Source organism: Caballeronia eucalypticola (assembly GCF_047608185.1).
Classification (GTDB): domain Bacteria; phylum Pseudomonadota; class Gammaproteobacteria; order Burkholderiales; family Burkholderiaceae; genus Caballeronia.
The window spans coordinates 191,964-212,470 of record NZ_JBLKRU010000005.1; the positions used below are offsets into that span (position 1 = coordinate 191,964).

A 20,507-nucleotide genomic window follows, 5' to 3' on the forward strand; every position below is an offset into this window, starting at 1 on the left:
AAGGCTGTGGCCCTTCAAATGGACCAGATAGTTAATTTGTTTATGTCCAACACGAACCGATGTGATGTGCCGGTTTTCAGGCGAGCGTCATCGCTGGGAATATCGAACGTCACACCGCCAATTTTCAGACGCGCGTACCGGTCTCCGCGCCGCAATTCGATGCCGTCGACCGTCCCTTCGAACGCACCTTCATCTGACGGCATGATCGCAAGCGCAGGCAGCCGCCACATCACGGTTTGTCCTGCGGGAGTGGCGTTGTCTCCCGCCATGTCCAGACGCAACCCGCCGCCCAGTTCGATCTGATTTGCTTTAAGCACGCGACCTTGCCCGACATTGTGAAGCCCAAGCAATTCCGCCACCCGCATGGACGCGGGGCGCTCGAAGACATCGCTTACCGGTCCGGACTGAAGCACGCGGCCATGCTCGAGCAACAATACTTCGTCGGCCAGCAGCGCGGCTTCATCGGGATCATGGGTGACGATCACCGTGACCGCCGATATCTCGCGCTGCAGCGCGCGCAACGATTGCTGCAGACGGCGGCGGCGCGGGGTATCGAGTGCGGCGAAGGGTTCGTCGAAGAGCAGCAGCTGGCTATGCTGCGTGAGTGCGCGAGCAAGCGCTACACGCTGACGCTGACCGAATGAAAGCTCATGCGGCAAGCGGAGAAGCAGCGTTGAGAGGCCGAGTTGATCGACCCATTGACGCGCGCTCGCGGCATCCGCGCTTAGCGGAAACGCGAGTTGTTGTGCGACCGTCATATGCGGAAAAAGGCCGTAGTCCTGCGGCATATAGCCGATCCTGCGCTCTTCGGGCGGCTGTGCGTCGAGAGAACTTTCACCCAGCGATACGCTAGCCGTCTGCCCGGCTTCAAGCCCTGCAATCAGGCGCAACGTGAGCGACTTGCCCGACCCCGACGTGCCGATGATCGCAAGACGTTGTGTGCGCGGCGCCCATTCGATGTCGAGGTCGAAGCTGCCCAGACTTTTTTTCAACACGATCTTGAGGCGCCTATCATCCTGGTCCAGGACCGGGTGCGCCGGGGCGTTGTCATCGGCATCGTCGCCATTGACGAGTTCCGGACTCAACGAAGCGCGGCCCTGGCGGCTATAGATGGACAACGCGGCGCATGCAACGGCAATGGCAAGCGTCGGCAATAGCAAGGGCATCATGGCGGGCAAGCCCTGGCCGCCGAATACGACATAGGTGTAGACCGGCAGCGAGTACGGGTGATACGCGACCATGACGGTTGCGCCGAATTCACCGAATGCGCGCAGCCACGCGAGCGCCAGTCCGGCGCTGATCGCGGGCCATGCAACCGGCAGCGTGACGCGAAAGAAGCGGCTGCCGGCGCGATGTCCCAGCGTGGCGGCCACATCTTCGAACATGGGATCGACGGCCGCGAATGCGGAGCGCGCCGCGATGATCAGGAACGGCGCTGCAACAAACGTTTCAGCCAGCACGATGCCGGTGAACGAGTCGGTCAGCGCGCCGTTCGTCAGTTGTCCGACCCAACTATAGGGGCCAAGAAGAAACAGCAGCAAGACGCCGCTGGTGAGCGGCGGCAACGCGAGCGGCAATTGCACGATAAACCCCAGCAACGCCGCCTTGCGCGAATTCGAGCGGGCGAGCAGATAGCCCAGCGGTACGCCGCCCAGCAAGATAACAAGCGATGCCACGCTCGCGCTGCCCGCCGATACAGCCACCGCCGACAGCGTGCTGGTCCAGTCGACCCCGTGCCAGTCAGCCGCGCCGACCTGCGGGACGCTCGCGAGGAACGGCGCGCATAGATAGACTGCGAGCAGCGCTGCAAGCCACCACGACGGTCGCGCAGCGGTGCGTTTCATCGAGTAGCGTCGATCACGGCCTGAAGTGACGGCGGCATGGCCTGGGCGTTACCGGTGATCGCGGGCTTGATGACATCGACGCCATGTTCCTTGAGCAACTCGCGGCCCTTCTGGCTAAGCAGGAAGTCGACGAAGCGCGTGGCGCCCGCCGAATTCGGTGCATCGCCGAGAATGGTCAGCGTATAGCTCGCCTTGGCTTGCAATTCAGGTGCGGGACGGATGGACGGAATCTTCAGGTCCGAAGTCTCGGTTGAGTAGAAGAAACCCGCGTCAAGTTGGCCGGATTGCAAACGGCCCACCAGCGTTTCTTCCGGCAAGACCTGATCGGGATTTTCTGCTGCGCCGAGGGTCTTCTCGACCAGGTCCGGCTGCTGATAAAGACCGGCGGCCTTGGTCACCATCTCGACGGTGAATGCGCCCTTCGGGTCCAGCTTCGGATCGGTCCGGCCGATGCGAATGCCCGGCTCCTGCAAGACCTTGTCCCAGCGCTTGGTCCTGAAGTCGCCGGCAAATTTGCTGCGCGGGTTATAGCCGATCATCAAGGGCGATTCGGCGAATGTCACATACCACGCCACGTGGTCGCCGTTCGCGGCACCCATCAAGCCCGTGTTCACCTTGGGGCTCGCGCTGATGAACACGTCACCGCGGCGCAGCTTGCCCTTGATCTCGTTGGCGATCTTGTTCGAGCCTGCGGCATAGCCCTGAAAATGCAGGCCGGTTTCTTTTTCAAAAGCGGGGCCGACGCTGCGCTCCATCAAATTGACGAGCGAGCCTGCATACAGCACGTTTACGGCGTTCTCATTCGCCATGGCAGCATGACTCAACAGCGCGCCGGCCATGACCGCAACCGATACCATCATCTTACGGATCATCTGATTCTCCACGTTGATTCCACATTGATAAAGGCGTAATAAAGGCCGCTATATTACGCTGAGACCTAACTTGTCCGCTAACGCCATCGACATGTTTTTCGCGGCTATTCGTCGCAAAGTGACGCTGTGGCGCGGTTACACTTGTGGCCTGCCTGTCATGCAGGTGACCCTAGCAACCGCGCGTTCTGAGACCAGGTGATCCACGCCTTCGAAGGACGCCGCAACCGGAGATGAACATGCGAACAAGCGCCCGAAATCAATTTGTCGGTGAAGTGGTGGGCGTCAAGCACGGCGCAGTCAATGACGAGATCTTGCTGCGCGCCAATGACGGCCTGGAAATTGTCGCGGTGATCACGCATGGCAGCGCTGAATCGCTCGGGCTTGCCGCCGGCAAGGCTGCGTTTGCACTGGTCAAGGCATCGTCGGTCATCGTGATGGTCGATGTGGCGGATAGCCAGGTATCAGCGCGCAATTGCTTTGCGGGAACGGTGTCGGCCGTGACGCCGGGCGCCGTCAATAGTGAAGTCATTATTACGGTCACCGGCGGCGCGCAGATTGCCGCCATTGTCACGAACGAAAGCGCCCAACGGTTGGCGCTCGGGAACGGTAAAGCGGCCACGGCGATCTTCAAGGCGTCGAGCGTGATTATCGGCGTGGACGACTAGGCTATTTGCTGGTTCCCGCTGCGTCAGTTCAGCGGAATTGCTCGCAGGGTACTGGCGCTGTCAGCGGATTTCGGCCGGTCTATCACGTACAACGCGTGATGCGCCGCGTCGATAGCGACACCACGGGCATCCTCGAAATCGTTTGCAATGACGGCAACCGATTTATCGGGGCTTATCCGGCAGACCGCCGTCACGTTGCATTTCGTATAGAGCGCGCCGTTTGAATCGATGGTCAGCAGGTCCGGCCCGTTGATCTTGATGACCGCCGTGTTAAGGCCCCCGGGCTGGGCATGGTTGATCAGGCCGGACAAGGTGGTCTTCAAGATCATGTTGTCAGTCTGATCCGATATAAAAACGGTGTCGCCTTGCACGACTATGCCAACGGGTTTCGCCAGTCCGGTCAGGAGGTTGTGCTCGGACGCGGCGTGAGTTGAAATGTCGTAAGTGATCAGGCTGAGGCCACCCGTTGGCGGGCTATTGCCGTTCTTGACGAACCAGGTCGAGAGTAATTTCCCCTCACCAATGGCGGCAAGACCCAGCCGTCGCCGCATTGGATCAATGCCTGACAACGGAGACACGGAGCCGTTTGCTCCAATGTCGAACACGGCGCCTGCCGTGCCGAATCCGAATCGTCCGACCAGAAGCGAACCATCATCCGCGATGCTGACCTGGCTTAGCGCATTCCCTTGGTCCGTGACCACGGGAATGGCGGCATACGGTTTGAACGTCTTGCCGTCAGCCGATGAAAGCACGCTGTTGGTTTTATCGTCGGCGATGAAAATCGTGCCGTCGGCAGGACGAATAGCAATGCCGTTTGCCCGTGCATCGAGGGTGACGCGTTGTGGCGCGCTTGCAATCTGCGCCGAGCTGCAACCGGATAGCGCGACGACCGCAGCGGCGGTCAAGGTGCTGGCGAGCGTAAGCGCATGGCGGATGAGACGCTGGGCCATCGGTATTTTCCTTGGGTCAGGTGCATGGGTTCAAGGCCCTCAATATATCGCTTTAGGCGATAAGGGTTGATGCAGACCTTTAAGGCGGCGCGCTCCTCCGTGCCATCCAGGTGCGCATATGCGCGAATTTATATGTTGCCTATTGTTTTCGCACTGACTTGCCCGCTATGACAGCAGCGTAATATTCGCGTGGATATAATGCCGGACAAGCCGCCCAAAACCGGCCCCTGGAGGACGAGAAATGAGTGAAGCCCATTCCCACGCGGTCGCGCTAGAAACCGCCGCGAAAACTGTCATATCGCTTGAAGGGGATTTCCTGCGGCCATTGACTGTTGATCTTGCGGAATTCAGGGAGCAACCCAACGTGGTTGCCGATCCGTTCGATCTGCGTTGTTATACGACGAACCGGTTTATCCGCAGCGTTGACACGTATCGCGGGGTGTTGCTGAAAGACCTGATCATGAAAGCCGGACTGCGGCCCGAGCCCAAGGGTGAGTTCAAGCGCACCGTGTTCATTGCGGTCGCGCACGACGGCTACGCGGTCACCTTCTCATGGCACGAATTGTTCAATACGCCCGTGGGTGAGCGTGTCATCGTCGCGCATGAATGCGGAGGTCGCTCGCTGAGCAGCGAGGACGGTGTGCCTATTCTGTTTTCGGGTGCGGATATTCTTCCCGCTCCCCGTCATGTGAAGCGCCTCGTGCGGATCGTGGCGCGGGTCTTGACGGCCTGATTTGAAATCTTCTGAAGCCTCATGCGGCAAGCACTTTTCGCAGCGCTTGCCGCCCGGGATGCGGAATCAGAACTTGTGACGCAAGCCAATGCGGGCCGCAACCTGATTGTTCGCGCCGGTACCCGAATTGCCGAGGAAGCTCGAGCTCGATCCAATTTCAGCCTGCACTGGAACGTTGCGGCCATTGACCGTATTGCTGCCCGAGGCCTTCTGGTAAATCACGAGTGCATAGACGTCGGTCCGCTTCGACAGCGCATAGTCGAGCATGCTGCTGACCTGATGCCACTTGCCTTCGAAATGATCGTCAAGCTTTGAGAACGTGTAGCCCAGGCCTGCACTCAAGGCCGGCGTAAACGCATACTTGCCGCCCAGTTCATAGTTGTTCAGCTTCGACTCGGCGCCCGTGATCGGATCGAACGTCGTATGGGTCCAGAGGCCCCACACCGTGCCCGCACCAATGGCATAACGCGCGCCCACGCCAAAGGTTTCGAGGTCACGCAGTCCGCCGGTATTTACGTTGGCGATGCTGACGCTGAACGCCGGCGTCGCGCCATTGGGGAAGCGAATGTTGGTGTACGCAGCGCCGATACCGAACGGCCCTTGCGCATAATTCACGCCGGCGCTGATGGTGCTCGACGACCCTTGCGTGGTCGTGGTGCCAGCGGTGGTGGTGGGCGAACCGGCAAACGCACCGGCCTGATTCGAGAAGCCGTACAGTGCGCCGAAAGTCAGGCCTGCGAAGTTGGCGCTGCTGAACTTGATCGAGTTGTTGATGCGGCTGGACGTCAGTTGATCCAGGTCGTTGATGTGGTACGCATAGTTACCGGCGGGTGTCTGGCCGCCCATCGAATAGTTGCCGCCGAGATAGTCGGTCGAGAACGAGTACTGGCGGCCGAGCGTGACCGAGCCCATGCCCTTCTTCGCAATACCCACATACGCCTGGCGGCCGAACAACGCGCCACCTTGGCCGAGCGTGCCGTCGCCCGAGCTGAAGCCGCTTTCCAGGGTGAAGATGGCTTGCAGGCCGCCACCCAGGTCTTCCATGCCGCGCAAGCCCCAACGGCTGCCTTGGGCTACGCCGTCGCCGTAACGGATCAAATGGTCATGTCCCGTCGATGTAGCGGCGTTACTGACGTAGCTCACGCCCGCGTCGATCAAGCCGTATAGCGTCACGCTGCTTTGGGCGTGTGCAATTACGCCGAAACTGCTCAATGCGGCTGCCGCCACGATCTTCCTTTTCATCGCTATTCCTGTTTTAGTCTGAGTTGTCGCCGTTGGTGAAGCACGCCATGTCCCGTGTTGCTCGAAACGAAATGGGCCTTGGTATTAGCCTTACATGGGACTTGCGAAATATTGGCAGGAATATAACGATTGATTTGTATTTGGTAAACGTAATAGAGGTAATTTGTAGGGTTGACGAGACACGGGCTTGACTCCGGGCCGCGCGTGGCATACTGGTTTTGCGCTAATCCTTCCGGTGAACGCCTCGCTTGGCTGCACTCTCGGGCGCTATTTCCACTATCCGGTCATGACACATTCGTTTGCGACGCGTGCCCAGTTGCTAGCCGCCTCCGCCACCCCCAATGCCCCCGGCACCGCTTTGTTCGCCACCTTGCTTGCCGCGCACGGCGATCCTTGTCTGCTTGGGTTATCGCCGGAACAATTCGCCTTATTGACTGGCCGGCACTTTGGCGGCATGCAATTACCGAGGGCAAGTCTGGTTATTCTTTCGGAAGGGCAGTCCCGGTTCGTCAGGGCGCTGGTCGCCTTTCTGCTAAGTCATGTCCGGGCGAGTAGCGCCGCCGAGGTCGCTGACGCAGATTGCCTCGCATCGATCATCGCCCATGCGTGCTTGCGGCCGGACCATCTGTGGCGCGATCTCGGACTAAGCGGGCGCGACGACGTCACGGACATGCTTAGCCGGTATTTCCCGGCGCTGGTGGCACGCAATATCGATGGGATGCGCTGGAAAAAATTCCTCGCGCGAGAACTTGCGCTGTCGCTCGGACAGACGCCGCAGCCGGCGCCAGGGTGTCCGGGCTGCGAAGATTTCGGCTTTTGTTTTGGCGATCAAGCCTGAGCCGAGCTTGAGCACTCGGGCTTCCTGAAGCGCCCGTACTGTCGTGGAGTGGATGCCCGGTCCTGTCGGCCTCGTGTATGCTTTCGCGCATGGCCAAATCCGTGAAAGATCCAGCGACTTCTTCCTTATCCCGTCAGCCCGAGGTGCGTTTTCGCATGCGCATTCGCCAGGCGGATGCCGTGGCAATCGGCCCCGGGAAAATCGATTTACTCGAGGCCGTGCATGAGCATGGTTCGATCTCGGCTGCCGCGCGCAGCCTGGGCATGTCATATCGGCGGGCATGGTTGCTCATCGACGAACTGAACCGCACGCTCAAGGCGCCCGCTACGTCATCGGAGACGGGCGGCTCAGCCGGCGGTGGTTGCGTGCTGACGCCCGTCGGCGAAAAGATCGTGCGGCTTTATCGCGAGATTGAAGCGGAAGCGGCGAAGACCTGCGCGCCGCAGATTTCCGCGCTGACCAGGCTCATGAAGCGCTGATCCTGTGAGTGCCGCATTGAAGTCTGGGCGCCTGAGCGCTTAGCCGTGCCGCAAGCAAAACCGGGAAGCTGGCGGCGTACCGGATTGCGGTGATTGCGACGAGGACTGCGACGCCGCGCGGCCAAGCCGGGTCATCAGTTCGACAAAACTCGCAACGCTCGCGGTTCTTACCGGGTGATAGTCCACCTGATGGCGGTCGCATACGCGCTTGAGCAGGTTCATTGAATCGTGGTCTATACAGTCGACCGGAAACACGACAATGTCCGCTCGCGGGAGCGCAGCGGCAAACATGCCCTTGCGGTCTTCTATGCCGCCATCGTGGACGATAAAATCGCCTCCCGCCGATTCGACCAGTTGCCTTAGCGCGGCATTCGAACCGGGCCGGCCGCCCACATAAACCACGCGCTTGCCGCTCAGGTTGCTGAGTTCCTCGGCCTTTGAACCCGCTTCACTGCCCTGAGCCACCAACGCCTGTTCCAGCGCATTGCATTCAGCCTGCACGACGTTGAGCATCGCAATGGTGTCGTCCAGCCGCTGGCTCAAGCCATGCGCATGGCGCTGTTCATCCAGCGCGCGTTGCTCGGCGGTTTCTCTCCGGCTCGTATGAATCGCGAGACGTTCGTCGCGCGCAACCAGTGCTTCGCGCAGCGCCTGGACTTCAGCTTCCAGTCCTGCCTCGGAAGGCTCCGGCCTGCGCTCGGCCTTCGCCGACAACTCGGCCACTTGCGTGCTCAACTGGCGCAATGACGCATCGCGCTCGGTCGTCAATTCATGTAGTTTGTCTTGCTGGCGCTCGATCTTGTCCTTGAGCGCCGCATTTTCCTCTTCGAGCGCAACCAGGCGGCGGATGTCAGCCCGGTTAGCCGCGCCAACGAGATGGGACAACATATGCACGTCGCCGAATGCAGCCTGGCGCACGCTCAGGATGGCTTCCGGATGCGTCATCAACGCCCAGTACGCCGGTGGAATATCACCGCTCTTGAGCGACTCTTTCCAGAGCGCGAGCAGGGCTTCAGGATCCTTTGCGGTGTCGAAGCGGCGCACGGCGCCCGAGTAACGGGCCTCGAGCGCCTTCTGCAGTGCTTTCGCGCCCGCGCCGCCATCAATGGCCAGTTCCACTGCCGCGTGATGAATCTCCAGATCCGTAGCCTGCTGCCGGTCGAGATCTGTAAACTTCGGCACGAGTTTTCTAAGCTCGTTCGTGCTCAGGCAGGTGCCGATGACCGAGCAATGCAAGTGCGAATCCAGATCTGCCAGCCGCGCCCGGCGGTGCGGACTGCGAAGGTCTGCGTCGGTGGGCGTGCAGCAAGGGTCCGCCGGGCCGGCGTGAGCGCCGGCATAAGCACCCGCAGCGCTGGTCGATTCAGTGGAGGGCGTGCGGGCAAGGCGGAAGGGGGGAACGGATTGCACATTCACCTCGAAAACGGTCTGGATATCAAACGGCTGAACAGACAACGGCCTTTAGCCTGCTCGATGAACGGATATCGAAATATACCATTGAATATAACGGTACGAATCTGCACGGCCGTTTCGACGAAATCAATGCTTAGCGGCTCTGGTCAGATCACTGGCGTTCAGGCAGACACGTCGCTGCTCGCACGATCTTTGTAGTGCCTTTCAAGGACGTGCTCAACGCATAAGCCGACGAAAGTGGCGTCCAGACGCTCGAGGTTTCGCGCAACCTGCTGAAGACCGGCCGTACCGCTGCCGGGCGCGGCCAGGAATACCTGATCCCGCTGCTGCTCAGCCGTGCGGGCGGTTTCGATGGCAAACGTCAGGTCGTCGAGGCGGCCGAAATCGAGCGCGCGAGCGTGCTCTTCAAGGGAAGACAAAAGATCGCTGAACGACTGGCCGGCTGTGGATTCAAGGGAGCGGGCATTACCGCGGATGTCTTCGAGCATCAGGACAAAACGGGCGACACTTGCGCGCAGGTTCCGGAATGCATCGACCACTTCCCTGATCGCTTCTGTGCGCTCAGGATTGTGGGCCGAGTTGAGCGGCGTGATCGCAACCGACAGGTCGCGGCGCAGCGAAACGGAAGTGGGAGCGCGGGGTGTGGATGCCTTTAGCCCGGACATGGGTGAATCCTCGAAATGCATGATTGGATCGGCTTCTTCGCGACAGAATGACCGCGGACGGCATGACCGTAAGGCGATTAGTCAGGAGCAAAAGAATAGTACCGTGATATTCCGTAGAATATAACGAATGCTCGATTTGTGTCTTGAAGTCAAACGGTACCAGGCCGATTTTGAGGGCTTTGGGGCGGGCGCGGACGGCTTGCATTTGCGTTCAGGCGGAGCGCGCTGAACGAGGTAAACGGAGCCATAAGAGGCTCGTTTTTAAGGCTGGAGGTGGGATTTTCCAGTATTGGACATCGATAAAGCTGCGGCGGGTACGGACTTGTTTCAATGAGAACAAGTCCGTACCCGCCGCAGGGAAAGCCCGATTTAGAACGTCGGCAAGACCGGCCGGGTTTCGATCGAACGCTTGATCAACGCTTCCACCGCGAGACGTTCGTCACCGGCAAGCGGCAAGCGCGGCGGCCGGACCGGTTCGGTGCCCAGACCGACCATGGCTTCGGCCAGCTTGATGTTCTGCACGAGCTTGGCCGAAACATCGAGCGCCAGCAGCGGCGCGAACCAGCGATAGATCGCACGTGCCTCTTCCAGACGCCCTGCCTTGAGCAGCTTGAAGATGGCCACGGTCTCGTCAGGGAACGCGCAAACCAGCCCTGCAACCCAGCCGTGCGCGCCCATCAGGCAGGCTTCCATCGCGAGGTTATCGACGCCGCAAAAGAGCGCATAGCGATCGCCGACCGCATTGATGAGATCCGTGAAGCGGCGTACATCGCCGGCCGATTCCTTGATCGCAACGAGCTTCTTTTCGTCGGCGAGTTCGGCGAACATTTCCGGTGTCACGTCAACGCCGTACGCGAGCGGATTGTTGTAGACCATGATCGGCAACGGACTCGCACTGGCGACCACGCGGAAGTGGTTGAGCGTTTCGCGCCGGTCCGACAAATAACGCAAACCCGGCAGCACCATGTAACCGGCAGCGCCGTGCTTGACGCCAAGTTCCGCCTGGCGGCAACCGTCGAGCGTGCTGTTTTCCGCAATCGTCAGCAGGACGGGCACGCGTCCCTGGGCTGCATCGACTCCAATATCGAGCACGTCCAGTTTCTCATCGAGCGAGAGTGTCGATGCTTCGCCAAGCGATCCGCAGACGATAATGCCGTCGACCCCGGCCGCGATCTGAGCCTCGATATTCTTCTTAGTCCAAGCGCGGTCTATGCTGAAATCCGCATTGAACTTGGTCGTGACGGCGGGCATTACGCCTTCCCAGATATGCGCCATGGCGGCTCTCCTAAAAGTAATCGATGGGTGAAGTCTAAGCATTGCAGAAAGGGCCGTCTTGCATGTTGCGCGCGATTGCGATGCCGATTTCGGCACAACCGGCATGTCCCGGCCTTCGGAACGAGCGGCTTGTCTGCGCCGGAATCACGCCATGGGCCTTCGATATCCCGGCGCTTAGGGACTTGGCAAATCGATGTCATCTATGCCGAAATCGGCATCAAATTCGCTGAGCGGCACCAAGACGGTTCGCGCCCGAATTTCTACGATGTCAGCATGAAAACCCTAAGCTTCATCGACTCCCATACCGGCGGCGAGCCCACCCGTCTTGTCACGTCCGGTGGACCGGATCTAGGCGGCGGCACGCTCGCTGAGCGCCTGGAAAACCTTCGGACGAAACACGACGGCTGGCGCGCGGGCGTGGTCACCGAACCACGCGGTTCGGACGTAATCGTAGGCGCATTGTTGTGCGAGCCGGACGACCCCGCGTGTGCGGCGGCCGTCATCTTCTTCAACAACGTCGGGTACCTCGGCATGTGCGGCCACGGCACGATTGGCCTGATCGTGTCCCTTGCTTACTTAGGGAAGATTCAACCGGGTTTGCACCGGATCCAGACCCCTGCAGGGTTTGTCGACGCCACCTTGCATCCGGACGGCAGCGTGAGCGTGCGAAACGTACCGGCGTATCGGTACCGGCAAGCGGTCCGTGTGAATGTGGAGGGTTATGGGCCGCTGACGGGCGATATCGCCTGGGGCGGCAACTGGTTTTTTCTCGTAGCCGATCACGGCCAGGATCTCGTTGCCACGAACCTGACCAGATTGACAGCGTTCACCGACGCCATTCGCGAGGCACTTCAAGCGCAAGGCATTACCGGCGCAGACGGCACGATGATCGACCACATTGAATTGTTCGCGGACTCGCCGCGTGCGGGAATCAATAGCCGCAATTTCGTGCTGTGTCCCGGCAGCGCCTACGATCGTTCGCCTTGCGGCACGGGCACAAGCGCGAAGGTCGCGTGTCTCGCCGCCGACAACAAACTGGCGGAGGGTGAAGTGTGGCGGCAGGAAAGCATCATTGGCAGCGTGTTCGAAGCGAGCTACCGCCACTCGGACGAACTCGCGGGCCAGGCGGTCATTCCGACCATCACAGGACATGCGCACATCATGGCTGAGGGGCGGCTTTGCTTCGACAGCACCGACCCATTCGCTTGGGGTGTTCCCGCAGCCTGAGCTGAAGTCCGTGCAACGCTTGCGCCATTCATTCGTCCTCTGATTTTTCCACGCCTGCCTGTCGTCAACACCAATTTTGACGGACGCTTCTCGCCTCTATAATCGGGCGCAACGAGGTGCGCGTCCTCTGCCCGCAGCATGCGGGGCATGGGCGGCACTTGCGGACCCCGACGACGCCAGCGAGACGCGAATGACCATTACGACGGACCGTCCGGCGCATGCTGAACCCGAACACGGCGCCGCGCCCCCCGGCTTGCACGCCACGCTCGCTGCCCCCGCGGGCGCGGCGACGCTCGAGGCCATGCTGCAGCATTTCAGGCTGCTGGAACCGGTCTTCGACGCGATGCCCGATATCGTATTCTTCGTGAAGGACGCGCAGGCGAGATACGCGCTTGTGAACCGCGCGCTGGCCTCGCGTTGCGGCCTGAAGGACAAGCTGGGGTTGCTTGGCAAAACCGCGGAAGAAGTCTTTCCGCAGCGCTTTGGCCGCATTTATACGGCGCAGGACCAGGCCATCATCGCGCAGGGCAACCCGATGATCGACCAGCTGGAACTGCATCTCTACCCGGCGCGTCAGCCCGGCTGGTGTATGACGTCCAAGCAGCCGCTCCACGATGCGCACGGCACGGTGGTCGGTCTCGCCGGCATCTCACGCGACCTGCAGGCAGACGAAGGGACGCACCCGGCTTACAGCCGGCTCGCGGCCGTCGTGCAACATATCCAGAGCAACTTCGTGCAGCCGCTGAACATGCCGCATCTGGCGTCGATGGCGAACATGTCGATTGCCCAGCTGGAGCGTTATTTCCACAAGGTATTTCATCTGACGCCGCGTCAAGTGTTGCTCAAGACGCGGCTCGATGCAGCTACGGCGCTGCTCGTCACACACGACAAGGTCACCGACGTAGCCGCGTTATGTGGTTACACTGATCACAGTGCGTTCACGCGGCAGTTCAAGGCGACCGTGGGCCTGACGCCGACCGAATATCGTGCGCTGTTGCGGACTCATCATGTGGTGACGCGTCCGGCAACCCATGCTGCAACGCATGCTGCGACTCATGCCGCGGCGAAACTTTCATCGTGATAGCGGCATCGATAAGTCTGAACTTTCGAACCGGTACACACGGTAAAAAATTACCAGCCCGATTGCTGAAACAGAGCGATGCATGCGCTAGCGCGTCACTGAAGTGAACTCATTAGGGTTTGCGCAGAGCCCCGCGTAGAGAGGCTTTCGCCGTGGTTCCTCATGCAGTTTCTGCGCTCGGTCTGTTTTTTGCTGCAGGTTTGCTCGACAGGCAATAAGTGAGCAATGAGGCATACTGCGCCCGTTGAATTTGCAATCCGCGCGACGTTCGACACCGGCGCACGCGGCAGATCACACGGTGCCGCATGGATCTCATGCCGTCGTGCCGTAAGGTCCGCAGTGGGTGAGAGGCGAGAGCCGCGACATTGGCACCAGAATCCAGTTTGGGCTGTTAGAAAAGATAATGATGAATGAAGTAGCGAGACTGGGACGTACCAGGATTGTGCTGATCGAAGATGACCTGGAGAGCCGCGAATCACTGCGAATGCTGCTGGAGGAAGAAGGCGCTGAAGTCTTCGCCGTGTCGGACGCCGAAGAGGGCGCCGAGACTGTCATCCGGGAGTTACCCGACGCCGTCATCTGCGACATCGACTTGCCGATGATGGATGGCTTTTACCTGATCCAGCGCCTGCGAGATCATGAGATTCGAGGCAACCTGACGCCATCGATAGCGATTGCGCTCACCGGCCACGACGGCGACGAGTACCGCTTGCGAAGCATCGGCGAAGGGTTCCAGCACTTCATGACCAAACCCGCGCACCCCGACGCACTCGTGACACTGATCCAGCAGTCGCTCAACTCGCGCGTGTTGTCGTAGCGTTTATTCGCAGCGCGAGTTCGTACGTGCAGGACAAGCGCGTCCTGCACGCTGATGACGATCCTACGACCGGTCGCGGTTGCGCGCGCGAGTCGCGCCGGTGATCACCGCAATGCCCAGCAAGATCACATCGACAATCATGATGGTGTGCTGCGCGACGTGCATGGCGACCAGCGCCCATGACACGCCGCCGATCAGGATCAGCCAGCCCAACAGATAAATAACCAGGGTCATCGAATGGTCCTTTTGTGTTGTTTTGATTTCGGGAAACTTGGAATAGCAGCGAACGGCAACCCGCGTTCGATCGCAGTTGCAAAAGCGGCAGTTGCACAAATCGGGCCTTACCCACGAATTCGACACCAAACCGAGGATAAGCTCGGTATGAATGCGAACGCCCGTACGCAGCCATGTTGTATTCTTGGCGCGTTTGCGCCCGCACTGCAACCTCGGATTTAAACCCCGGCTCTCAATCTCCACGGCAATCACCCATGCTCATTGTTCACCATCTCAACAATTCCCGTTCGCAACGCGTGCTTTGGATGCTTGAAGAATTGGGCGTCGAGTATGAAATCAAGCGTTATCAGCGCGACCCCAACACCATGCTCGCGCCGCCCGAGTTGCGCGCTGTGCATCCGTTGGGGAAGTCGCCGGTCATCACGGACGACGGCCAGACGATCGCCGAGTCCGGCACGATCATCGAGTACCTGAACGAGCGTTATGGGCAAGGGCGTTTTGCGCCGCCGCACGGGACCACGCCTGAGCGCCTTCGCTATAACTACTGGATGCACTACGCCGAAGGCTCCGCCATGCCGCCGCTGTTGCTCAAGCTGGTGGCGCTGCGCATTGGCAGCGCGCGCATGCCGTTCTTCGTCAAGCCTGTCGCGCGCCGGATCGCGCAGACCATGCAGGATAGTTTCATCGACCCGCAATTGAAACTGCACTTCGGTTTCATCGAAAGCGAACTGTCGAAGTCCGAATGGTTCGCAGGCGATTCCTTTAGCGCCGCCGACGTGCAAATGAGCTTCCCGCTCGAAGCCGCAATCCAGCGTGCGGGCGCGAAGAAGCTTCCCCATGTTGCGGCTTTCGTTAAGCGGATTCATGAGCGTCCCGCGTTTCAACGCGCATTGCAGCGTGGCGGCAAATACGATTTTGCGGACTGATCCGGGACGGCCGCGCGGCTTGCGTACAATGGCCGCTGGTTGCCGGAATCCCGCTTGAATCAGGGTCTTTCCGGCTTTACACGCATTCATACGCACTTAGGCCCGAAGGCGAAGCATGGCTCGAATCGTCCCCGACGACTGGAAGAATATGGAAGCGACCGGCGCTGCCGTGCGTGAACTCGACACGCTGGCGCTGCTCGCAAAACTCCCCGACGACTACACCGTGTATCACGGTGTTCACTGGACCCGCATCAACGAAGGTTTTTCGGTGTTCGGCGAAGCGGACTTCGTGGTGGTCGCGCCGTCGGGCCGGGTGCTGGTCATCGAACAAAAGGCGGGGTTCCTGCGTGAGACGCCCGCGGGCCTGATGAAAGTCTACATGCAGAAAGAGCGCAGCGTCGCCATCCAGCTTGCACGGACGCTCGAGAACTTGCACCGCCGCTTCACCGCCGCATTCGGCGCGGGTACCTACCGGATTGAAGAGCTGCTGTATTGCCCGGATTACACAGTGAAGGACGTGTCCATTGCAGGCGTGCCCGAAGCGCGTATTGTCGATGCCAGTCGCAAGGCGATGCTGCCGTCCGTCGTGCTGGATATCCTGCCGCCCGACGAGCCGCGTTTCGAAGCGTCTGCGCGGATCCATCATTTTCTCTCCGACGAACTCGCCCTCACGCCCGATACCAACGCGCTCGTCGGTCAGGCCGACATGCTCGTCACCCGCCTCTCGGGAGGTCTCGCTACGTGGGCGCGCCGGTTGGAATTCGAGCCGTTCAGGCTGCGCGTGATTGGCACGGCCGGCTCGGGCAAGACGCAACTGGCCGTGCAAGTGATGCGTGACGCGGTGGCGAAGGGCCGCAGCGTGCTGTACGTCTGTTTCAACCGTCCGCTCGCTGATCACATCCGGCTGGTCGCACCGCCGGAAGCACGCATTGCCAACTATCACCAGCTCAGCGCCAGCGTGACGCGCGATGCCGGCACGCCGCCGGATTTCAGCCAGCCGAACGTATTCACCACGCTGGAGGAGCGTTTCGCGAATGTCGAGATCGCGGAGCACTGGAAGTTCGACGTATTGATTGTCGATGAAGGCCAGGATTTCCATGCGGCGTGGGTGGACGCGCTGGCCCGTTTGCTGAAGCCGGACGGCGCGTGGTGGTGGCTCGAAGATCCCATGCAGAACCTGTATTTTCGCGATCCCGTGCCACTGCCCGGCTGGACCACGCTACGCGAGACCACGAACTATCGCAGTCCGCGCGACTTGCTGGCGTACATCCGCCGGATCGTCGGACGCGAGGTACGGCTTGACGCCGGCAGTCCTTTCGATGGCTCCGAAGTCAGTCTTTCCACCTACGAAAACGGCCATCCCGACGAAGTGATCGAAGCGACCAAGCGGGCGATCACCCAGGCGCTGGCGCTCGGCTACCGGAAGCAGGACATCGCGGTATTGTCGTTTCGCGGGCGCGAAGGTTCGGTGCTGACGTCGGTTGACCAGCTCGGGCCGCATCGCTTGCGCAGCTTCACCGGAACGTACGATTTGTTCGGGAATCCCGAGTATCGCGAAGGTGACGTGCTGCTCGAATCGATCTACCGGTTCAAGGGGCAATCGGCGCCTTGCGTGATCCTGACCGAAGTCGATTTCGACACGTTCGACGAACAGGTCGCACGCAAATTCTTTGTCGGCGCGACGCGTGCCACCATGAAGTTGATCGTGGTGGCGTCCGAGCGTGCGGCGCACGCATTCGACGAACAGCATTGACCGCCGCCATGACACAACAGCAGGTCTTAAGAAGGCTCGCGGCTTCGCTACTTGCCGTGTTGCCGCTTGCCGTGAGCGCCGCGCCATTGGCGCTGGACGTGCAGGGACTGATCGGGCGTACTAACGACGCTGACCATAGCGTCTATCACATCGGCGAAGCCGAACTCCTCAAGCTTCCTGTCCACACCATCACCACTTCGACCACCTGGACGCCGAAGTCCACCTTTTCCGGGCCGCTCCTGGGTGACGTGCTGAACCTCGTGAATGCACGTGGCGACGCCATCGAATTGCGCACGATCGACGACTATTCCTACACGGTGAGCGCGGCGGAAGCGGAGCGTTACGGCGCGATCCTGGCTTACAGCAGGAACGGCGTGCGCCTTACGGTCGACAAGTTTGGTCCGCTATTCCTGATTTATCCGCGCGACGCATATCCGTCGGAGCTGAGTGGTTCGGCAGCGGAAGCTAAGTTCGTGTGGCAGATCAAAGGGATGGTCGTGAAATGATGCGTGCGGGGCTGCGCCGTTTCAAAGTCGCGATGCTGGTTGCGGCAGCCATTGCACCGCCGCTTGGCGGCGTGGGCTACGTGCTGTATTCCGTGCTGCTGGCGAACCAGACCACGCAGCAACTCACCATGCCGTATGACGGTTTCTACTGGGACGGTGCGCAATTCCAGATTGCGTACGGCCGCTTTGCGAACCAGATCCTGCTGTATCGCAGCGGAATTGACGCCGACACCGACGAGATCCAGCTCCGCTTCGAGGTGCTTGAATCGAAGCTCGCTGTTGTCACCACGTCCACCGCGATGCTCTCCGATAGCGGTACCCTGCGAAGCCGCCAGCAAGAGATCCTGCGGCAACTGGAAGCGGCGCTCGAGTCTATCGAACCCGATATTGATTCGTTGAAGAAGGAGCCCGGGCGCACGCTGAAGATCATCGGCGTATTGCGGCAGAACCAGGACGCGGTGAACGAACTGGCGAACGGACGCCGCGTGGTCGACGTGGCTGAGCGTGACTACATCGCGCGCGATTTCGTTTCAAAGCGGCGTTACCTGTTCGCGGCGGGCATGCTGCTCGCGCTGCTCTCCATGGTCGCCACCGCCATGCTGCTGCTCAACGGCCAGCGGCGTTCGCGCCTGATTCACCAGCAACGCGCGGCGCTCGAAGCGCAGCATCAGGCAACCCGCGCTGCACGCGAGGCATCGCAGGCGAAGGACGCGTTCCTCGGCATGATCAGCCACGAATTGCGCACGCCGCTGCATGCCATTGTGTCGTCGGTGGAACTGCTTGAACTGAACCTGCACAGTGAAGCCGATCGCAAGATCATCCAGCGGCTCGAGACCGGCGCACGCCATCTTGAAGCGCAGATGCGCGACCTGACGGACTTCGCGAGGCTCGGCGCCGGCAAGCTTGAATTGCGGCTGACTGTGTTCGATCCCATGGAACTGCTTGACTCGATTGTGGACGCGAACACACCGGCGGCGGTGGCGAAGGGTCTGATGTTACGCGGGCAGTTTACGGGCGAGGCGGGGCTGGTGGAATCGGACCAGCACCGGCTGCGTCAGATCGTGACGAACCTGGTGACGAACGCGATCAAGTACACCGATTCCGGTTCAGTCGATGTGCGTTTCGAACGCTCGCTTGAACGGCTCGATATCTCCGTTATCGACACTGGTCCCGGGATTGCGCGCGAGCAGTTGCCGCTGATCTTCAAGGAATTCACGCAGCTCGATTCATCGACGACCCGGCGTTTCGATGGTGCCGGCATGGGCCTGGCCGTCGTGCGCGGACTGGTCGAGTTGTTGGGCGGCGTAGTCAATGTGTCGAGCGATGTCGGGCAGGGCGCCGCGTTCCGCGTGAGTTTGCCCGCTGCACCGGTGGCGCGAATGCCCGAGCGCGAGCGCGCGCCTGCCGACTTGCCGCCGATAAGGAAAGCACGCGTGCTGGTCATAGACGATCACGATTCCATCCGCGAGTCGCTCACTGAAATGCTGGCGCACCTGGGTTATGCAAGCGTGGCCATGTCCGACGTGGACAGCGCGCTCGCATGGCTGGAGAACAATCAGGCCGATGTGATCCTCGCCGACCTGCACATGCCGGGCAAGGACGGGTACTCGTTCGTGAATGAATATCGCGCACGGCGGGCGGCGGGCGCGAGCTTGCCGGTGATTGCGGTGAGCGCATACGCGCCGGATCTGGTGGACCCAAGCGCCGCCATTCTGTTCTTCGATTACCTGCTCAAACCAGTGCGCTACGAAGTGCTGAAAAGCGCCTTGGCGCGGGCTTTATCGGCAACACGACGAATTCATTGAGCTTTGACGTTGGGTGTTGGGCGGAGAAAATCAGGTGCGTTGCAAGCGCTTTGACAAGTCCGCCACGAGAATTGCCATGCGTGCCGGCTTCTCGAAACAGGTGACGTTATAGCGCTGGATGATGTCGCTGATTTCCGACTCGCTCGCCTTGCCGGTCGTCAGCTCGCCCGTCAATACGAAAATGGGTGCATCCGGGTTGTCGGAGTTGCGCACAGCGCGGATAGCGTCGGCGGACGTATGCGCGCCGAACAGCCAGTCGATCACCACCGCGTCGAACACTTGCGTCTGCAGCGCTTGCGAAAACCCGTCCAGGCCATACAGCGCGACCGCTGTGAAGCCGCTGCGCTCGAGATAATCGTGCAGGTTGTCGGCTGAAGTCTGATCGTCGTCCACGACCGCGATCAGCGGCTTGTCCATGTCTGTGCGACGCGGCTGGATCTCGATCTTGTGGACATCGTGAGCGGCATGCAGCAACACGCCTTCGTGCGTTGTCACGAGCCAGCGTCCGTTCATGTTCTGGGCGATGAAATCCGGACGGCTGCCCGGATCGAGTGCTTCGCCAATCCACGCAACGCACGGAATTTCGATTGCGCCAAGCATCAGGACGGCATCCTGGGCAGTGCCTTCAGTGTCGTCGACATCGGCGTTCTTCGCGTCGAAGAGCTGCAACGCGGGCTCGCCAAACGCGTCGGCCACGCGGCGAATCTGCGCAAGCGTCCACGGGCTATTGCCACGCAGCTTTCTATGCCCTTGCGAGAAACTGAGATCGAGGATTCGACAAAGCTCGGCCGTTTGCTGCCGCTTGCCAATGCCGTGGCGATTCATTAGATCGCGAACGCGCTGAGCGACTGCGAGGGAATCAGAGGATGAGGTTTCAGTGACCATGCTGCTGTGGACCAGTAAAAGCGCGTGGTGGGCTCAAAGACGGTGACGCGGATTTGTGAATGGATCGGGGCCTATTGTAGGGGTAAGAGAGGGTTAGTTCGAAAAACTCTTGCGAAGATAAATGCTAGCGCTCCAAGGAACCGGGAGGTTGTTACCGGTTCCGAACGCACCGGCCCATTTGAATCGCTCGCTCGTTCCAGCTTAGCAAACGTTCTCTGTAATCCGATAGCGGCATGAAGCCGCGCGAAGCGATTCTTAAACAGTTGACGGGCACTCGGGTTGTTTGACCGGCTGCAT

20 protein-coding genes are annotated in these 20,507 nt (G+C 60.4%); 11 read left to right on the forward strand and 9 right to left on the reverse strand.

Features of this window, described 5'->3' with window-relative positions; all coding sequences use genetic code 11:
* Positions 1–14: 14 nt before the first annotated feature.
* Positions 15–1,844: an ABC transporter ATP-binding protein/permease gene (locus ACMX25_RS08740; protein WP_414949296.1), complete on the reverse strand. Its 1,830-nt coding sequence runs from the start codon at positions 1,842–1,844 to the stop codon at positions 15–17.
* Positions 1,841–2,716 (reverse strand): extracellular solute-binding protein, encoded by an 876-nt coding sequence (locus tag ACMX25_RS08745; protein ID WP_414949297.1) that lies wholly within the window; start codon positions 2,714–2,716, stop codon positions 1,841–1,843. Before ACMX25_RS08745 ends, ACMX25_RS08740 begins: the two co-directional genes overlap by 4 nt.
* Positions 2,717–2,952: 236 nt before the next feature.
* Between ACMX25_RS08745 and ACMX25_RS08750 the strand changes: the two genes are divergently transcribed.
* Positions 2,953–3,381, forward strand: a complete 429-nt coding sequence (locus tag ACMX25_RS08750) for a TOBE domain-containing protein (protein WP_414949299.1) — start codon at positions 2,953–2,955, stop codon at positions 3,379–3,381.
* A 23-nt stretch (positions 3,382–3,404) separates the two neighbouring features.
* Here ACMX25_RS08750 and ACMX25_RS08755 read toward each other — a convergent pair whose 3' ends face one another.
* Positions 3,405–4,331 (reverse strand): NHL repeat-containing protein, encoded by a 927-nt coding sequence (locus tag ACMX25_RS08755; protein ID WP_414949300.1) that lies wholly within the window; start codon positions 4,329–4,331, stop codon positions 3,405–3,407.
* A 241-nt stretch (positions 4,332–4,572) separates the two neighbouring features.
* Between ACMX25_RS08755 and ACMX25_RS08760 the strand changes: the two genes are divergently transcribed.
* The gene (locus tag ACMX25_RS08760) at positions 4,573–5,064 is read left to right on the forward strand and encodes a molybdopterin-dependent oxidoreductase (RefSeq protein ID WP_414949301.1); all 492 of its coding nucleotides are present in this window, start codon (positions 4,573–4,575) and stop codon (positions 5,062–5,064) included.
* A 66-nt stretch (positions 5,065–5,130) separates the two neighbouring features.
* On the opposite strand, the gene ACMX25_RS08765 is transcribed toward ACMX25_RS08760, so the two are convergent.
* On the reverse strand, positions 5,131–6,306 hold the full coding sequence (locus ACMX25_RS08765; protein WP_414949303.1) for a porin: 1,176 nt from the start codon (positions 6,304–6,306) through the stop codon (positions 5,131–5,133).
* Between the two features lie 286 nt (positions 6,307–6,592).
* Here ACMX25_RS08765 and ACMX25_RS08770 point away from each other — a divergent pair, with 286 nt between their 5' ends.
* Together ACMX25_RS08770 and ACMX25_RS08775 are read left to right on the forward strand one after the other, a co-directional pair.
* The gene (locus ACMX25_RS08770) at positions 6,593–7,144 is read left to right on the forward strand and encodes a nitrogen fixation protein NifQ (RefSeq protein WP_414949389.1); all 552 of its coding nucleotides are present in this window, start codon (positions 6,593–6,595) and stop codon (positions 7,142–7,144) included.
* Positions 7,145–7,221: 77 nt separating this feature from the next.
* Entirely contained in the window at positions 7,222–7,623 is a 402-nt protein-coding gene (locus tag ACMX25_RS08775; RefSeq protein WP_299709654.1) for a winged helix-turn-helix domain-containing protein, read from the forward strand.
* Between the two features lie 39 nt (positions 7,624–7,662).
* Here the strand turns inward: ACMX25_RS08775 and ACMX25_RS08780 are convergent, their stop codons facing one another.
* The 3 genes from ACMX25_RS08780 to ACMX25_RS08790 all read right to left on the reverse strand — a co-directional run bounded on the left by ACMX25_RS08780 (position 7,663) and on the right by ACMX25_RS08790 (position 10,976).
* Positions 7,663–9,033, reverse strand: coding sequence for a DUF2325 domain-containing protein (locus tag ACMX25_RS08780; RefSeq protein WP_414949304.1), 1,371 nt, complete (start codon positions 9,031–9,033; stop codon positions 7,663–7,665).
* 164 nt (positions 9,034–9,197) lie between these two features.
* A complete protein-coding gene (locus ACMX25_RS08785) occupies positions 9,198–9,701 on the reverse strand; it encodes a hypothetical protein (protein ID WP_414949305.1) in 504 nt (167 codons plus the stop codon).
* Between the two features lie 369 nt (positions 9,702–10,070).
* Entirely contained in the window at positions 10,071–10,976 is a 906-nt protein-coding gene (locus tag ACMX25_RS08790; RefSeq protein ID WP_414949306.1) for a dihydrodipicolinate synthase family protein, read from the reverse strand.
* A gap of 273 nt (positions 10,977–11,249) precedes the next feature.
* On the opposite strand from ACMX25_RS08790, the gene ACMX25_RS08795 reads away from it, so the two are divergent.
* The 3 genes from ACMX25_RS08795 (at position 11,250) to ACMX25_RS08805 (ending at position 14,101) form a co-directional block, all read left to right on the forward strand.
* Entirely contained in the window at positions 11,250–12,203 is a 954-nt protein-coding gene (locus ACMX25_RS08795) for a 4-hydroxyproline epimerase (RefSeq protein WP_414949307.1), read from the forward strand.
* Positions 12,204–12,504: 301 nt separating this feature from the next.
* Positions 12,505–13,284, forward strand: coding sequence for an AraC family transcriptional regulator (locus tag ACMX25_RS08800; protein ID WP_414949390.1), 780 nt, complete (start codon positions 12,505–12,507; stop codon positions 13,282–13,284).
* Between the two features lie 403 nt (positions 13,285–13,687).
* On the forward strand, positions 13,688–14,101 hold the full coding sequence (locus ACMX25_RS08805) for a response regulator (protein WP_414949308.1): 414 nt from the start codon (positions 13,688–13,690) through the stop codon (positions 14,099–14,101).
* 63 nt (positions 14,102–14,164) lie between these two features.
* Here the strand turns inward: ACMX25_RS08805 and ACMX25_RS08810 are convergent, their stop codons facing one another.
* Complete coding sequence (locus ACMX25_RS08810; RefSeq protein ID WP_179258496.1) at positions 14,165–14,335, reverse strand: hypothetical protein; 171 nt, start codon at positions 14,333–14,335, stop codon at positions 14,165–14,167.
* Between the two features lie 254 nt (positions 14,336–14,589).
* On the opposite strand from ACMX25_RS08810, the gene ACMX25_RS08815 reads away from it, so the two are divergent.
* The 4 genes from ACMX25_RS08815 (at position 14,590) to ACMX25_RS08830 (ending at position 19,325) form a co-directional block, all read left to right on the forward strand.
* Positions 14,590–15,261 carry a glutathione S-transferase family protein gene (locus ACMX25_RS08815; protein WP_414949309.1) on the forward strand — a complete coding sequence of 224 codons (672 nt, stop codon included), beginning with the start codon at positions 14,590–14,592 and terminating at the stop codon, positions 15,259–15,261.
* Positions 15,262–15,376: 115 nt separating this feature from the next.
* Complete coding sequence (locus ACMX25_RS08820) at positions 15,377–17,014, forward strand: ATP-binding domain-containing protein (RefSeq protein ID WP_414949310.1); 1,638 nt, start codon at positions 15,377–15,379, stop codon at positions 17,012–17,014.
* 8 nt (positions 17,015–17,022) lie between these two features.
* Positions 17,023–17,520: a putative pterin-binding protein gene (locus ACMX25_RS08825; RefSeq protein WP_414949312.1), complete on the forward strand. Its 498-nt coding sequence runs from the start codon at positions 17,023–17,025 to the stop codon at positions 17,518–17,520.
* Positions 17,490–19,325 carry an ATP-binding response regulator gene (locus ACMX25_RS08830; RefSeq protein WP_414949314.1) on the forward strand — a complete coding sequence of 612 codons (1,836 nt, stop codon included), beginning with the start codon at positions 17,490–17,492 and terminating at the stop codon, positions 19,323–19,325. The genes ACMX25_RS08825 and ACMX25_RS08830 overlap by 31 nt, the downstream gene beginning before the upstream one ends.
* 30 nt (positions 19,326–19,355) lie before the next feature.
* On the opposite strand, the gene ACMX25_RS08835 is transcribed toward ACMX25_RS08830, so the two are convergent.
* Positions 19,356–20,210 carry a helix-turn-helix domain-containing protein gene (locus tag ACMX25_RS08835; RefSeq protein WP_414949315.1) on the reverse strand — a complete coding sequence of 285 codons (855 nt, stop codon included), beginning with the start codon at positions 20,208–20,210 and terminating at the stop codon, positions 19,356–19,358.
* Positions 20,211–20,507: the final 297 nt, after the last annotated feature.